The sequence below is a fragment of the Fimbriimonadaceae bacterium genome (assembly GCA_019638775.1).
Taxonomy (GTDB): Bacteria; Armatimonadota; Fimbriimonadia; order Fimbriimonadales; family Fimbriimonadaceae; genus JAHBTD01.
The window spans coordinates 1-12,636 of sequence record JAHBTD010000008.1 but is presented as its reverse complement, the minus strand read 5'-3'; the positions used below and the strand labels follow the sequence as shown (position 1 = coordinate 12,636).

15 protein-coding genes and 1 pseudogene are annotated in these 12,636 nt (G+C 60.7%); 2 read left to right on the top strand and 14 right to left on the bottom strand.

The genetic code is table 11. The features are described 5' to 3' along the window. Positions 1-12: 12 nt before the first annotated feature. From KF784_16400 to KF784_16365, 8 genes are all read right to left on the bottom strand, one after another. Positions 13-372 carry a DsrE family protein gene (locus tag KF784_16400; protein MBX3120640.1) on the bottom strand — a complete coding sequence of 120 codons (360 nt, stop codon included), beginning with the start codon at positions 370-372 and terminating at the stop codon, positions 13-15. Between the two features lie 153 nt (positions 373-525). Continuing rightward, entirely contained in the window at positions 526-1,941 is a 1,416-nt protein-coding gene (locus KF784_16395) for a c-type cytochrome (GenBank protein ID MBX3120639.1), read from the bottom strand. 36 nt (positions 1,942-1,977) lie between these two features. Continuing rightward, complete coding sequence (locus KF784_16390) at positions 1,978-2,625, bottom strand: c-type cytochrome (protein MBX3120638.1); 648 nt, start codon at positions 2,623-2,625, stop codon at positions 1,978-1,980. Continuing rightward, on the bottom strand, positions 2,622-3,803 hold the full coding sequence (locus KF784_16385; protein MBX3120637.1) for a sulfite oxidase: 1,182 nt from the start codon (positions 3,801-3,803) through the stop codon (positions 2,622-2,624). Before KF784_16385 ends, KF784_16390 begins: the two co-directional genes overlap by 4 nt. Positions 3,804-3,834: 31 nt before the next feature. Continuing rightward, positions 3,835-4,233: an OsmC family protein gene (locus tag KF784_16380; GenBank protein ID MBX3120636.1), complete on the bottom strand. Its 399-nt coding sequence runs from the start codon at positions 4,231-4,233 to the stop codon at positions 3,835-3,837. A 104-nt stretch (positions 4,234-4,337) separates the two neighbouring features. Further along, the gene (locus KF784_16375; GenBank protein MBX3120635.1) at positions 4,338-5,183 is read right to left on the bottom strand and encodes a c-type cytochrome; all 846 of its coding nucleotides are present in this window, start codon (positions 5,181-5,183) and stop codon (positions 4,338-4,340) included. A 310-nt stretch (positions 5,184-5,493) separates the two neighbouring features. Beyond that, entirely contained in the window at positions 5,494-5,859 is a 366-nt protein-coding gene (locus KF784_16370; protein ID MBX3120634.1) for a cytochrome c, read from the bottom strand. A 201-nt stretch (positions 5,860-6,060) separates the two neighbouring features. After that, on the bottom strand, positions 6,061-7,005 hold the full coding sequence (locus KF784_16365; GenBank protein ID MBX3120633.1) for a carboxypeptidase regulatory-like domain-containing protein: 945 nt from the start codon (positions 7,003-7,005) through the stop codon (positions 6,061-6,063). A 135-nt stretch (positions 7,006-7,140) separates the two neighbouring features. On the opposite strand from KF784_16365, the gene KF784_16360 reads away from it, so the two are divergent. Both KF784_16360 and KF784_16355 read left to right on the top strand, forming a co-directional pair. Further along, on the top strand, positions 7,141-7,932 hold the full coding sequence (locus KF784_16360) for a ZIP family metal transporter (GenBank protein ID MBX3120632.1): 792 nt from the start codon (positions 7,141-7,143) through the stop codon (positions 7,930-7,932). Then, positions 7,905-8,219 carry a hypothetical protein gene (locus KF784_16355; GenBank protein MBX3120631.1) on the top strand — a complete coding sequence of 105 codons (315 nt, stop codon included), beginning with the start codon at positions 7,905-7,907 and terminating at the stop codon, positions 8,217-8,219. Before KF784_16360 ends, KF784_16355 begins: the two co-directional genes overlap by 28 nt. Before the next feature lie 37 nt (positions 8,220-8,256). On the opposite strand, the gene KF784_16350 is transcribed toward KF784_16355, so the two are convergent. The 6 genes and pseudogenes from KF784_16350 to KF784_16325 form a co-directional block, all read right to left on the bottom strand. Beyond that, positions 8,257-8,982 carry a ZIP family metal transporter gene (locus KF784_16350; GenBank protein MBX3120630.1) on the bottom strand — a complete coding sequence of 242 codons (726 nt, stop codon included), beginning with the start codon at positions 8,980-8,982 and terminating at the stop codon, positions 8,257-8,259. Between the two features lie 3 nt (positions 8,983-8,985). Further along, a complete protein-coding gene (locus KF784_16345; GenBank protein ID MBX3120629.1) occupies positions 8,986-9,312 on the bottom strand; it encodes a cupin domain-containing protein in 327 nt (108 codons plus the stop codon). Beyond that, positions 9,284-9,621 (bottom strand): annotated as a pseudogene (locus KF784_16340) (substrate-binding domain-containing protein). The gene KF784_16345 and the pseudogene KF784_16340 overlap by 29 nt, the downstream one beginning before the upstream one ends. Before the next feature lie 55 nt (positions 9,622-9,676). After that, positions 9,677-10,720, bottom strand: coding sequence for a c-type cytochrome (locus tag KF784_16335; GenBank protein MBX3120628.1), 1,044 nt, complete (start codon positions 10,718-10,720; stop codon positions 9,677-9,679). A 40-nt stretch (positions 10,721-10,760) separates the two neighbouring features. Further along, positions 10,761-11,774 carry a histidinol-phosphate aminotransferase family protein gene (locus KF784_16330; protein ID MBX3120627.1) on the bottom strand — a complete coding sequence of 338 codons (1,014 nt, stop codon included), beginning with the start codon at positions 11,772-11,774 and terminating at the stop codon, positions 10,761-10,763. Next, on the bottom strand, positions 11,771-12,271 hold the full coding sequence (locus KF784_16325; protein MBX3120626.1) for a hypothetical protein: 501 nt from the start codon (positions 12,269-12,271) through the stop codon (positions 11,771-11,773). Before KF784_16325 ends, KF784_16330 begins: the two co-directional genes overlap by 4 nt. Positions 12,272-12,636: the final 365 nt, after the last annotated feature.

Genomic DNA, 12,636 nt, shown 5'->3' with positions numbered 1-12,636 from the left:
TTTCATGCCGGATCAGAATGCCACGTTCCGGTCACGCTCAGCCACGGCCTTGATGTAATCAGCCATACCCTTGATCGTGGCGCCTGCGACGAGATCAGCAGCACTGATTTGACGGGCGACGGCACAAGCCCCGCAGACCCAGATGGGAATCTGCGCCGCTTGCACGGCAGTCAGCAGATCCTTCAACGGGGTCAGGTTCACACCGGTCACATGATCAGCCGTGCCCTTGCGCCCCAGCGTGACGGCCTCGTTCCACAACCAGAGCACCACATCATGCCCCTGCTCTTTGGCCGTCTTGGCCGCCATAAACGGTAACGTCGCCATTGTGGGATCGTCGGTACCACGACTGCCGGAAATGATAAACGTCGCCATTGCTCAGTCTCCTGTGAATCGTCGTTCGTGAAGCATCTCTCGTCCGTCACAATCGGAGCTGACGGCAGATCGCGTATGGCCGATGGCAATGACCCCGTGGGAGATCTCTTGCTCGTGCCATACGCGTCGGCCATCTGCACCTCTTCAGTCAACTCATTTCGCCAAACTTCGGATATAGGCGATCAATTGCCACACCTGGTCATCCGGCAACCCGGCGAACGACATCATACCGGTGCCCGGTGAGCCGTTCTTGATGATCCAGAACAGTTGGCCGTCAGGCAGATCCTTCATCATCGAGCCGCACGTGAAGTTTCTGGGCGGCGGGATCAATGCCGCCCCCATGAAGCCCTGCCCATTGCCCTTCTCACCGTGGCACATCGCACAAGCCACCGGCTGAGCGGTCTGCAGGAACAGCGTTTTCCCCGCCTTGATGGTCGCATCCGACTGCGGCAGCGGATTGGTCTTGGACAGGAAATCGGCCGGCGCCTTCGCCGTTTTCCTGGGCTGCGGGCACACCCCGCTCGGACCTTCCCCGGACCCTGCGGCTGCCTGCGCGACGTCCGCTCCGCCCTTGAAGGTGGCCTTCAGATAGGCCATCACGTCGGCCACACCCTGCTGGCCGATGGTCAAGCCCCAATAGGGCATGTTCGGCGACTTCCCCATCGCGGCGCCGCCATGATTGATCACATTGTAGAGATAGTCGGTCGGCACCTTGTCGAAGGGAATGTTGGCATGAATGGCCGGCTTCGGGTCCAACCCCGAGGCGGCCGGACCATCGCCCTTTCCGGTGAACCCATGGCACTGGGCGCAATATTCTTTGTACAGCACCTTTCCTCGATCGACGCTTGCCATGCCGAACTCCGGCGCCTTCCACGGTTCGTAATACTTGAAGTCCTTGACCCCTTGCACCGCCAGAAACCCGATGACCGCTCGCAATTGCGGCTCCGTGGCATCGGCCAGGAACTCCCCGGTGTGGGTGATAAAATCCTGGGGGTTTTGTCCGAAGCGGAAGAGCCAATCCATGTTGTACCGTTGCCCGGAATCGGCCAACGAGATGCTTTGCGGTCCGCCGATCAGTTTGCCGTTCTCTTCGATCAGGTGGCATCCGAGACAGGCGTGGGCCTTATAGGCCATCCCGCCGAACGTGGCATCGAACTTACTGATTTTCGAGACATCGAAGGCGCCCACCGTCACCCGCGAATCCTTGTTGTGCTGCTCGAAATACTCGGCAATTCCCTGGGCTTCATCCTCCGTGACGACCGGGTGCCGCGTCGGCCCCTCCGACAAATCCCACCGGTACCCTTTGGGATACAGCGGCGCCTCTTTCCCGGTCAGGTAGCGAAGCAACCACGCGCGCTGATATTTACTCCCGGCCCAAATCAGATCGGGTGCCTTCAAGTTGAACCGCGACTCCGCTTTCCCTTCCAGGCGGTGACATCCGGCACAGTTGTTCTGGATCATCTCCTTGACGCGAGTCTGATCACTGCCCAAGAGCAAGCGGGGGAATGAAAAGAGCCCCAGCAGCATGACCAACGCACACCCGATCATCACCGTCCGTCTTCCACCCATGAACCACCCCTTTCGTTCACCCCACTGCGCGACCGGTCAGCGTGATGCCAACCAGGCATGGATATCTGCAATGTCCTGATGACTCAAGACAGAGCCCCACGCCGGCATCGGGCCTCGGCCATGGAGTACCGTCTCCCAAAACGCTCCCTCGTTCTTCAAGATTTTATTGCGGGCCAATTTGGGCCCCGCGCCTCCCATCCCGCCCTCGCCATGGCACGCTTGACAGTTCCGTGCAAACATTTCAGCGCCTCGTGCCGACACCCCGACTAGCGGGCCGTCGCTCGCAGTGCTGGGCCCTCCCGCCGGAGCCGTCATCGCCAACTCTTCTTCAATGGACGGCAACTGGTCCGGCGCACCCGGATGGTAGCGAGCCGTCACGAACTGAAGCAGGGCGGCGGCCTCGTCCTTGGACAGGTCCGCGCCCCAATGCATCATTTTCTCGACCGTGACCTGCCATCGATCCGGCGGCAACCGCTGTTGCACGATGAGATCGGTCGTGTGGCACACGGCGCAACGAGCATGAATCAACGTCACCGCCCGTCGAGCCTGCGCCGGTTCGATCGTATGCTTGTCATCTTCTTGAGCCGCCGTCCCGGCCGCGATGCCGAGGAGCAGTACCAGCCCCGCCACCAACGGAGACCATCGTCCTCGCGCTCTTCTCGCCTCCCCCATCAGGCCCCTCATGCGGCCACCGTCACAGACAGGCGATCCCACCCGTTCCACAAAAACCCCCCGGGATTCCACGGACTCTTCTCCGGTTGCTGAGTCCCCTGCGCATCCGTCGCCCGACAGAGAATCGCCGTCGGACCCACCTGACGCGCATTCCACAAATATTGCCATTGCCGCCAGGCGTAGGGCTGTTCTTCACCCACCAACCGAGCGGGCGCCCAGGTCTTCCCATCGTCGCACGAGACTTCCACCTTGGTGATCGGCGATTCACCCGCCCAGGCCACCCCTTGAATGGTCACCGGACCGGTTTTCAGCGTGTCCCCTTCGGCGGGCGCGGCGATGAGCGATTTCACCGGCATCTGCTCGACCGGCACCATCACGCTCCCCGGCAACCCCGACCCAGGCTGGATCGACGTCTCCGGTATCCGATAGGCCTGCTGCATGTAATATCCGGGCGTTTCGTCTGCACGCAGGGTGATCTCCGTTAACCATTTCATGCAGGATTCCGCCATCCAGCCCGGCGTAATCACCCGCAACGGTGCGCCATGCAGGAGCGGTAAAGGGCGACCATTCATTTCATAGGCAAGAAGCGTATCCGGATGGAGCGCTTTGGCGATGGGAATACTTCGCGTGAACAGGGGCACGCTGGGCAGAGCCGGGCGATCCGCGCCTTGCAGTTGCACATGCAGTCCTTGCGGCTTCACGCCGGCACGTTGCAAGACGTCGCGCAAACGCACCCCGGTCCATTGCGCATTTCCAGCCGCGCCCCGTTCCCATTGGACACCGGGAACCTTAGGGCGATGGTGCGCGCGACCGTTGCCACTGCATTGCAACACAGCGGCGACGGTCACCGACTCGAACTTCTTCAGCTCGGACAGACTCAGCGTCAACTCATCTTTCACGAGTCCCTTCACCGTCAGACGCCACGACTCCGGCTCAATGGCCTCCGCACTGGGTGGCCCGAAGTGACTGCGCACAAAAAACCGTTCATTGGCGGTCAACCAGGAGGTAAATTCCCGCACCGGCGTTTCCGCGTCGAACGGCCGGGAAACACGAACGGTGAGCGGGCCGCTCGCCTGTCCGGTCGTCTCAACCGGGCTATCGGCGAGCGCTCGGTCGACGGCGCCCGCCACCACACCCGCTCCGATGCCTTGCAGTACCCGTTCGAACAACGCCCGCCGCGTCACCGCCATGATCGTCCTTTCATCCTGCCTCCATCGCCAGCTACGTATGAGGATTCAACTCAATCGCAATGCCCGTCGGCACCACGACCGATTGATGCACCGTACATCCGTGAGCGACTTTCAACAATCGTTCTTTCAATTCCGGCGTGATCCGGTGGGGCAGCCTGATCGACAGATGAATCTGCCCGACACGGTGAGGCTGTTCCGCCATCGTCCACTCCGCCTCCACTTTCAGGCCGTCACGGGAAATGTCGTGTCGCGCGCAAAAGTTACCCACGAAATAGCCCACACAGCCGGCCACAGATCCCACAAACAACTCCACAGGACTCATGCCCGCGTCGGCGCCGCCATCGTCGACCGGTTGGTCCGTGACGACGCGATGCCGGTCGCTGAGAATGTCGTAGCGGGCGCCTCCCTGATAGGCCACACTCAGCTTCATCTCCCTCTCCTCTTCCGGTCTGCGGCCGCTCGTGCGTGGCTTCCGATGGTTCACTATCTCCGACGTCGGGCCGGGATCTGTTTCACGAGCCACAGGGCATGTACTTAGTAGGGCACATCCGCCGGCTTTCCTCCCTTCGGCCAATCCTGGCCTTTATCGGGAAAGTCCGGGCGTGGTTGCGCGTTGATGTAGGCCGCGACGTCATATGCATCCTGATCCGAGAGAGCCCATCCCCTGGTTCTCGGCATGTTCGACTTGATGAACGCAGCCGCTACCGGAACACGGACCAGCTCCGCGCCCAGCGTGTAGGACTGAGGTCCCCACAGGGGTGGCCCCGCCATCGTGCCCTGTCCGTCGGCTCCGTGACAAAAGGCACAACGGGCGGTGAACACCTTGACTCCATTCACCGCGTCCGGCGGCTTGGGCGATTGAATGGTGGGAATCCCCCGCCAGGCCATCCGGCTGCCGGCCGGCACATCCTTCGACAACCATTCGATATAGGCGACGATCGCTTGCAGTTTGTGACTGTCTTGCGGAATCGGCTTGCCGTTCAAGTTGCGTTCGAAACAGTCATTGATGCGGTCGGCCAGCGTCACGACGCGCCCGGTCCGCGCACGATATTCGGGATAGGCCCGCGAGAGGCCGACGTAGGACGCTGAATTGGGATCGAGCCCTGCGTCTAAATGGCAATTCGCACAGGTGAGTCGGTTGCCTACGTAGGGCGCGGCAAATTCCTGAGTATGGACGACCAGCTGATAGCCTAACCGGATCTGCTCTCCGCGTTGTCCGCCGGGGATGGAATCGGGGGAAGGGTGACTGAACAGCGCATCGAGCCTCTCAGGCTCGAATTGGTTCAGGGCAGAGGGCGCACCGCTTCGTGTCTCCTTCGAGTCGACACAGCCTGCGAGGAACAGGACCATCGCGACGGCGATCGATAGTATTGGTCTCATACGTAGCGACTCTCGCAAACTACATACCACGCCGGTCACAACAGGGCGAAACAAAAGACGGTTCCATCGGGACCGGCAATCACTACCATCATACCCGCCTGACGACAAACGCTACAGACCTGCCTCCCCGCTTGGCGCATCACGCCACAGCGCGTCTGCCACACAGCCTTTCCTCACGCTGTCCTGTTAGGGTCAAACTGGAACGAAAGGATTCAGCATGTTGAATAAATTTTCTTGAGGCACTCACCTGACCGCCCCCAAGCGGCGCGGTCAGGTGCAGGCTAACGAGGGAGGGAATCCATGCATGACATCACGACGTCCCCCGCTCGGGGGCCAAGGCACGAATGTACTGAATGACATCCAACATCTCCTGATCCTTCAGTCGCCCCCTCCAGGAATGCATCGGGCTGAACAGGACCCCGTTCGAAATCGCGATCAGCAACTCGAAATCGGTTCGGCCGCGGGACGGCAACGTGTGAAAGTCCTTGGGCTGCACGATCAAGCCCTGGGCATCCGGTCCGTTCCCGTCTCCGAGCCTGCCGTGACACCTGAGGCACTGTGCCTTGTAGACCGCCTCGCCTTTGTCGGGATTCCCGCGAAACTCCTGGGCTCCGATCCAGCCGCTCATCACCACTACGCACAGGACCGCCCCTGCTGGAATGAGATATCGACGCATCGCAGCCTCCCCATACACCGAACCATTTGGTATGTCGCCCCGGATGATATGTCGCCCCGATTTCACGCGGTGTTCAGTGAACACCCATGATCGTCGCGAGGCTATCGGAACTCCCTTGAACTCATGACCGGACGAATCGGCTAGAACCCCGTCCGGCACATTTCAGCGCTGACGATCGATCCTGAACGCCTTTCACCACTCTCACCGGTACGTCTGCTTTTCCAACGTCGGCACGATTGCCGTCTGCTCGGCACCCGTGATCTGGTAACGAACATACGGGTTCTCCACCATTTGATTGGCATACAGTCGGCCCGCGGGAGCGGGCACATTCACATTCAGTGTTGCCCGGCCTTTCGGTTCGACCGTGACCGTCTGCACAATCTCTTCCCGGACGTAGGGATGCCAGATTTTGACTACATAGGTGCCGGGCGGGATGTCTGAGAGTTGGAACCGCCCGTCACTATCGGTCAACGCATAGTAGGGATGATCCATCACCAATCCCCAACTCTCCATGTACGCATGGAAGCCGCACTGCATCACGAACATGTTACGCCCCTTCGTCATATGAACGGTTCCCGTCACCGGAGTGCCCTCGTAATGCTTCGAAACCTGCGCGCTCAGCTGGGCTTGGGCCGGATATCTGGAACTGATCGGCAAGGGCAAATTGAACAGGACGCGCGGTCCTAGATGCGACGTCTCATAGGCCTGGATGTCGTGCATGGCGGGGTCCATGTTCACCACCGACACATCATGCCGATCACGGACGAGACTGAGGAACGGAAGGAACCGGCAATCGATCGCCTCGATGCGCGGGGCCGTAAATGCAGGGAACGGTTTTCCGCGTTCGATGGATTCGATATAGACGACCACTTCCTGAAACTCTCCGGAAAGACCGATTCGAAACGGTTGCATCAAGCGCCAGCCCTGCCCGTCCGAAATCCGGCCGCAGTACACCGCATCGGGAAGCGTCGTGAGGTTGTACCCCTTGGGGTGAGGAACCTTGCCGACCATGGTGACTCTTCCGCTGACGGTTCCTCCGTCGGCGACGGTGATTTCTTCGTATGCAGCGGCCGGACCTCCGCTCGCCGACATGGCCAGCAGCAACACCCAGAGCGCATAACGCGTCGCACCAATGTGTTCGAACATACGTCCTACTCCTTTTGGCTGATGTCTCCATGGTGAACCGGGAATACGATTCATGCTAACACATGGCCGGACACGTCGAGCCGACAGGACCATCCGTATGCTTCGTACCGAGGAAACCTTCCAGGAGAGCTTGCGATGGACTCACTCCCTGCCTCCCCCATCTCGGTGATGGTGCTTGCCGTCCTATCAGGTGGCACGACGCTCATCGGCGTCTCACTTGCCATAACTCTTGGCGAGAACCCCCGCATGATCGCGATGGGTATCGGATTCTCAACCGGTATCATGGTCCTGATTTCGCTCTGCGAACTGGTGCCGGAAGCCTTGAGGACTGCGGGGCCGGGGACGACGAGCCTGTCGGTCGGCCTGGGAGCCGCGCTGATTCTGACCCTCCATATCCTCATGCCACACATCCATCTGGGACAAGACTCGACAGCGCCGGCCAGGGAACTGCGAGCCGCCTACCTCATTGTGTTCGGTCTGATCCTGCACGACGTCCCGGAAGGTTTTGCGATGGCCAATGCCTTCGTTTCTTCGCCCTCTCTCGGCCTGCTGGTCGCTCTGTCGATCGCCATTCACAATATTCCCGAGGAGTTCGCCATGGCGGTCCCCGCCGTCGCCGTCCAAAACCGGGCGCTCCTATTCAAAGCGGCGCTGCTCTCGGGACTCGCGGAGCCAGTCGGCGCCATGCTTGGCTTGGTGGCGGTGCATCTCCATCCCGTACTCAACCCGTCCTTTATGGCCTTCGCGGCCGGCGCGATGGTCACGGTCTCCGCCTTCGAGCTCATCCCACTGGCCGGAAGATATGGCAAGATGGGATCTTTCGCGCTAGGCGTTGCCGGCAGTGTCCTGGTCTACTTGGCCCTACAGGCTCTATTCCCGCATGAAAGGAATGAGATCTCATGGCTGTTCATACCTACCGCACGATGACCGAGGCGGTGAAAGGGCTCCAGGAGCGTGGGTTCACGGCAAACTTCGAGTTTGCCGCGGGGCTCGTTCACGACGTGAAGAGCGGACGAAGCTTCCAGGCCGGCGAACTCACGATCGTTGAGCACCACCGTTTCGAAGGAAGCTCGGATCCGGACGACATGTCCGTCTGTTACGCACTGGAAGCGCGCGACGGCACCCGAGGGGTCTTCGTCGATGCCTACGGGACATACGCAAACCCCGATGTGAGCGAGTTTCTGACCCGTATCCCCATCCATGAAGAGAATTAGCGCGGCCGCTGCCGGCCGCAGATTCCCGGCGGTCCCGCTAGCCGTTACTCACGATGATGCCGGCCGCCACCAGTATCCCGGCGGCCAGCGCGATGAGACTGTACTTGGCCGACTCCCGCTCCGCTTGAGGAAGCAGATGTGTCGCCCCCACATAAATGAGAGCCCCGGCCGAAATCGACAACAGAGTTCCCAGCAAGGATGGGTCAATGCGGCTGATCATCGGGTACGACAGCAGGGTCCCCAATGGTGTGCTGACGGCGGCAGCCAGGAACGCGAGCCACAACGATTGCTTCGAACTGCCGCCGCCCCGAAGGAGCAAGAGATAGGTAATGATCCCCTCAGGAAACTCATGGAGCACCATACCGATGGCAGCAAGGGCTCCGGTGAGCATGCTGGCGCTAAACGTAATCGAATAGACGACGCCGTCCAGGAACGAATGGAAGCCGATCCCCAACAGCGGCACCAGCCCAATGGCGAACTCGGGATTCTTGTCGCAGACATAGGCCGTGAGAAACCGGTTGAACAGATGCATGAAGACATAGCCGGCGAGCAGGTACAGAGGCGCCTGCTCGTTCATCCCAAATGATTTTGGAATGATGTGCAAGAAGGACACGGAGATCAGGACACCCGCCGCAAAACACGAAAAGTAGGTACTGTTCCTGCGTCCCCATTTCTCGAAGTGGCGAATGACATAGATCCCGATCGTCGTGACCAGCGCAGCGAGTAGGCTGGCGGAGAGGGGGACCCACAGACCTGATACCATCGGTTACCCAGACGCCGCATCGTAGATCATGAGAATGGTGGCGCCCTCCTTCGTCAAGATGGCCGACACATCGGCATGTTCCGGCATGAGCCGATAGGCGCCTCGTCCCAGCGTCTTCCCTTCCGTCTCGCATTCCCCTTCGAGCACATAGTGCTGCACGGGGGCAACATGGCTATGCGGCAGGACCTGCCCTCCGGCCGGCAACCGGACGATGATGGTCTTGGCCTTCCCCTTGCCCTCGTCCCGCAATACCGTCACCTCGCCCTTGCCGGGGAATTCCCGCAACGCTTCCCACAACAGGTCACCGGGATACCGGACAAGATCTTTCATGGTTGCCTCCTGTCGGTTCGGCATCAGGATAACGGGGCGCAGCCGCCGCCTCATCGACCGCTCCCTCCATCGCGGCAATCAGGTCCGTCATCATGAACTCTGAACCCGAATAGATGAGATCGGCCTCGGACTTGGCCTTCGCCAGCCACTTGGCGGTCGGACCAGCCGTCACCTCAACCTGAATGCCGGTGGTTCGACTGAACTCCGCCGCCGCCTCTCGCAGGGCCGGAGCCGGCCCCCGGGACCGTATACATGCAGGACCTCCTGCGCGGTCACAGACCCGGCATCGAAACACAGGGCGACCACCATCCACACCCACCAGCCTCTGCACCGTGCCATGAGTCGCGACTCCTTCAGCGCCAGGTCATTGCGGCAATTTCGGCATCTCGAACTTGATCGGCTCCCCCGCCAGCGCCTTCAGAAACGCGACCAAATCCGCCTTGTCCTCCTTCGTCAACCCGAGCGGCTTCACCATCGGACTCAGATGCGGATTCGACCCGCCTCCCTGATCCAGGAAATCGATCACCTCTTCCAGCGTCTTAAAGACACCGTCATGCATGTAGGGAGCGGTCTCGGTGATGCTCCGAAGCGTCGGGGTCTTGAACGCTCCTTTATCCTGTTCCTGCCTGGTGACATAAAACCGGCCGAGGTCCTCTTTCATCGGCCCGGCTTGGGGCACGCCAAGATTGTGAAACTGATTGTCGGTGAAATTCGGCCCGTTGTGACAGAGCACGCACCGGGCCTTCCCCTTGAACAGCCCCATTCCCCGCACTGCCGACTCGTCCATGGCCTTCGCATCCCCCAGCACATACTTATCGAAGGCGGAATTGGTCGACACGACCGTCCGCTCGTAGGCGGCGATGGCCTCGGCAAGGCTTTGGAGATTGACGTCTGTGCCGAACACCGCCCGGAATTGCTGTTGATATCCCTTGATCTTGGCCAACTTTTTCACGACGTGCTCGAGCACCTCGGCCATCTCCACGGGATTGGCGATCGGCCCCAGCGCCTGCTCCTCCAGCGATCCGGCGCGTCCATCCCAAAACTGGAGCGGAATGAGTCCCGTGTTGTAGACGGTCGGCGCCTGGCGGCCCCCGATGCCTCCACCCACTCCGATCGATGTCTGGCGCGGATCGGCGAAACCGGTAAACGGATTGTGGCAAAAGGCGCAGGAGATCGCGTTGTTCTTGGAGAGCCGCCCATCGAAATAGAGTTGTTTCCCCAAATCGACTTTGGCCTTGTAGTTGAGGTTCGTGGCTGGAATCGGCACGACCGTCGGCAGGGGTGCGATGTCAGGGACGGTCACGCCGTCCACCACGACCGTCCCGGCCGAGACCGGCGATTCCGCCTGCGACTGTGTCGCCAGAAACCCCACACCGGCCAACAGGGTCGCCGCCAGCCCGCCGAGCATCACACACACATATCTCCGTCCGTCCATCATCTCTCCTCCTTTAATAGGCCTCCGCCAACACCGCCCGCATCGCATCGAGGAACCGCCGGTTGTCCGCCGGCAAGGCCGTCGTCACACGCATGAATCCCGGACCGAGCATGCCATCGTTCAGCGCCTTGATCAAAATGCCCTGCTCACGTAACTTCGCGGCCACGACGGATGCGTCGTGCGGCGCCACATCCGCGAGAAAGAAATAGGTTTCAGAGGGATACGTCTTCACACCGATCGTTGTCAATTGGCCCGCCAGGTCCTCGGCCCATCCGCGCAACTCGACCGCCCGCGCTCGAATCTTCTCTTCATGCCGCAACGTGGCGACCGCCGCCGCTTCGCTCGGTCTGGCCAAGGGATAGGCATCGTTGTGATGATTGAGATCGTCGGCCAGTGCTTCAGGCAGAATCGCGTAGCCCACACGAAACCCGGCCAAGCTGTGGGACTTCGAGAGCGTACGCGTGACCAGCAGGTTCCGATAACGCGGCACCCACGAGGCGACTGACTGACCGGCCATGCCGACGAAGGCTTCATCCACCAGGAAATGCGTCCGCGGATAACGAGCCAATAGATCGGGGAGCGGCGTCATATCGAAGGTCCCGCCGTTGGGATTGTTGGGATTGACGATCACCATGAGCGTCGTCTCGGGCGGAACGATCAGCTTGGCCAGGTCGAACGAGAAATTCTCCTGCGGGAGGAGACGTGTCTCCGTGTAGGATTCGGCGATCTCGGGGAAGAGCACATAGGTCGGCGTCAGCAAATGGACGCGTTGACCGAGCCTCCCGAACAGTTGGCGCAGGATCAATTCGGAGCCGGCATTGACATGAATCAGCCGTTCGGGGACACCGATCTGCTCGCTCAATACGCGGCGAAGCGACGCCGAGTAGGCTTCCGTATAGTAGTTGCTCCGGGCCAGTTCCTCCTGTGCGGCGACAATCGCTTCGTCCAACGGCGGGAGCGGATTCTCGCAAAGCAGCATCTTGATGCCGGCAAATGCCCCGCCGCCTTTTTCGAGCAATGAGGTCATGGAGTCCTCCCCTGACGACGGAGTCGTTTCGGACCGGACCGGGCCGGCGGCGTCTGCTGCGGCCCTCTACCGGACCCCTCTCCCTGCCCTGCCTCGCCACCCCGTGCGACACAGCGTTCAAACGCGGGCAAATGGGCCTCCCGTGACCTGGCTTGGAGGCGTTGAAAGAGACTTCTCACCTCAGGCTCATGCGTCTCGCGCAGAAACCGATCATACATCGCGATATTCTCGATCTCTCCCTCGACGCCGGCTCGGCAGGCGTCCAGAATCGATCGCGGCGGCTCAAGCGTTGTGTCCCAGTCATTTCTCGGGAGGGGAATCCCATAGCGGGAGCAGAGCGCTTCGACCGCTCGTGCATGCGTATGCTCGGCCTCCACGATATTGATGAACGGCCGCACCGGACCGAATGCCTTGATCACCAGCCGATAGAAGGCCCGCGCCTTATACTCGTCGTCGAGCGCCTGGAGAATCATGGTCTTGGTCTTCTCATCGATCATGGACGCCCCTCATGACTGATAAGGGCGGCGGCAGGCGACAGGAACCTGAACGGACTGTTCCCCTTGCGTCATGTAACTCGGATTTCCGGCAAGGTCATCGACACCACAACCCCGGATGTTGCGCACATCGTACGCACGCAGCGACGACATCCGGTGCAGCCGCTGCATACGGATTCCCGCCCTCCGTTACCTGTGATTGGACATGTGTTCCGTCACGCGAAGCGCAGAGGTCGGCGCCCCCACGGTCGCCAATTCGGTCTCACGCGTACCGAGCGAGGCTCTCGCACCAATACTCAAGGCACGATGCCAAATAATGCGGCGCTCACTCGGGCATCGGGATCGAAATCAGGACTGCGCCGAGCACA

Bases quoted from the DNA above. Each gene is read 5' to 3' on its own strand.
- KF784_16370 (MBX3120634.1), bottom strand. From the start codon at position 5,859: ATGCGTCGATATCTCATTCCAGCAGGGGCGGTCCTGTGCGTAGTGGTG.
- KF784_16355 (MBX3120631.1), top strand. From the start codon at position 7,905: ATGGCTGTTCATACCTACCGCACGATGACCGAGGCGGTGAAAGGGCTC.
- KF784_16385 (MBX3120637.1), bottom strand. From the start codon at position 3,803: ATGGCGGTGACGCGGCGGGCGTTGTTCGAACGGGTACTGCAAGGCATC.
- KF784_16395 (MBX3120639.1), bottom strand. From the start codon at position 1,941: ATGGGTGGAAGACGGACGGTGATGATCGGGTGTGCGTTGGTCATGCTG.
- KF784_16380 (MBX3120636.1), bottom strand. From the start codon at position 4,233: ATGAAGCTGAGTGTGGCCTATCAGGGAGGCGCCCGCTACGACATTCTC.
- KF784_16330 (MBX3120627.1), bottom strand. From the start codon at position 11,774: ATGACCTCATTGCTCGAAAAAGGCGGCGGGGCATTTGCCGGCATCAAG.
- KF784_16360 (MBX3120632.1), top strand. From the start codon at position 7,141: ATGGACTCACTCCCTGCCTCCCCCATCTCGGTGATGGTGCTTGCCGTC.
- KF784_16345 (MBX3120629.1), bottom strand. From the start codon at position 9,312: ATGAAAGATCTTGTCCGGTATCCCGGTGACCTGTTGTGGGAAGCGTTG.
- KF784_16400 (MBX3120640.1), bottom strand. From the start codon at position 372: ATGGCGACGTTTATCATTTCCGGCAGTCGTGGTACCGACGATCCCACA.
- KF784_16335 (MBX3120628.1), bottom strand. From the start codon at position 10,720: ATGCTCGGCGGGCTGGCGGCGACCCTGTTGGCCGGTGTGGGGTTTCTG.
- KF784_16365 (MBX3120633.1), bottom strand. From the start codon at position 7,005: ATGTTCGAACACATTGGTGCGACGCGTTATGCGCTCTGGGTGTTGCTG.
- KF784_16390 (MBX3120638.1), bottom strand. From the start codon at position 2,625: ATGAGGGGCCTGATGGGGGAGGCGAGAAGAGCGCGAGGACGATGGTCT.
- KF784_16375 (MBX3120635.1), bottom strand. From the start codon at position 5,183: ATGAGACCAATACTATCGATCGCCGTCGCGATGGTCCTGTTCCTCGCA.
- KF784_16350 (MBX3120630.1), bottom strand. From the start codon at position 8,982: ATGGTATCAGGTCTGTGGGTCCCCCTCTCCGCCAGCCTACTCGCTGCG.
- KF784_16325 (MBX3120626.1), bottom strand. From the start codon at position 12,271: ATGATCGATGAGAAGACCAAGACCATGATTCTCCAGGCGCTCGACGAC.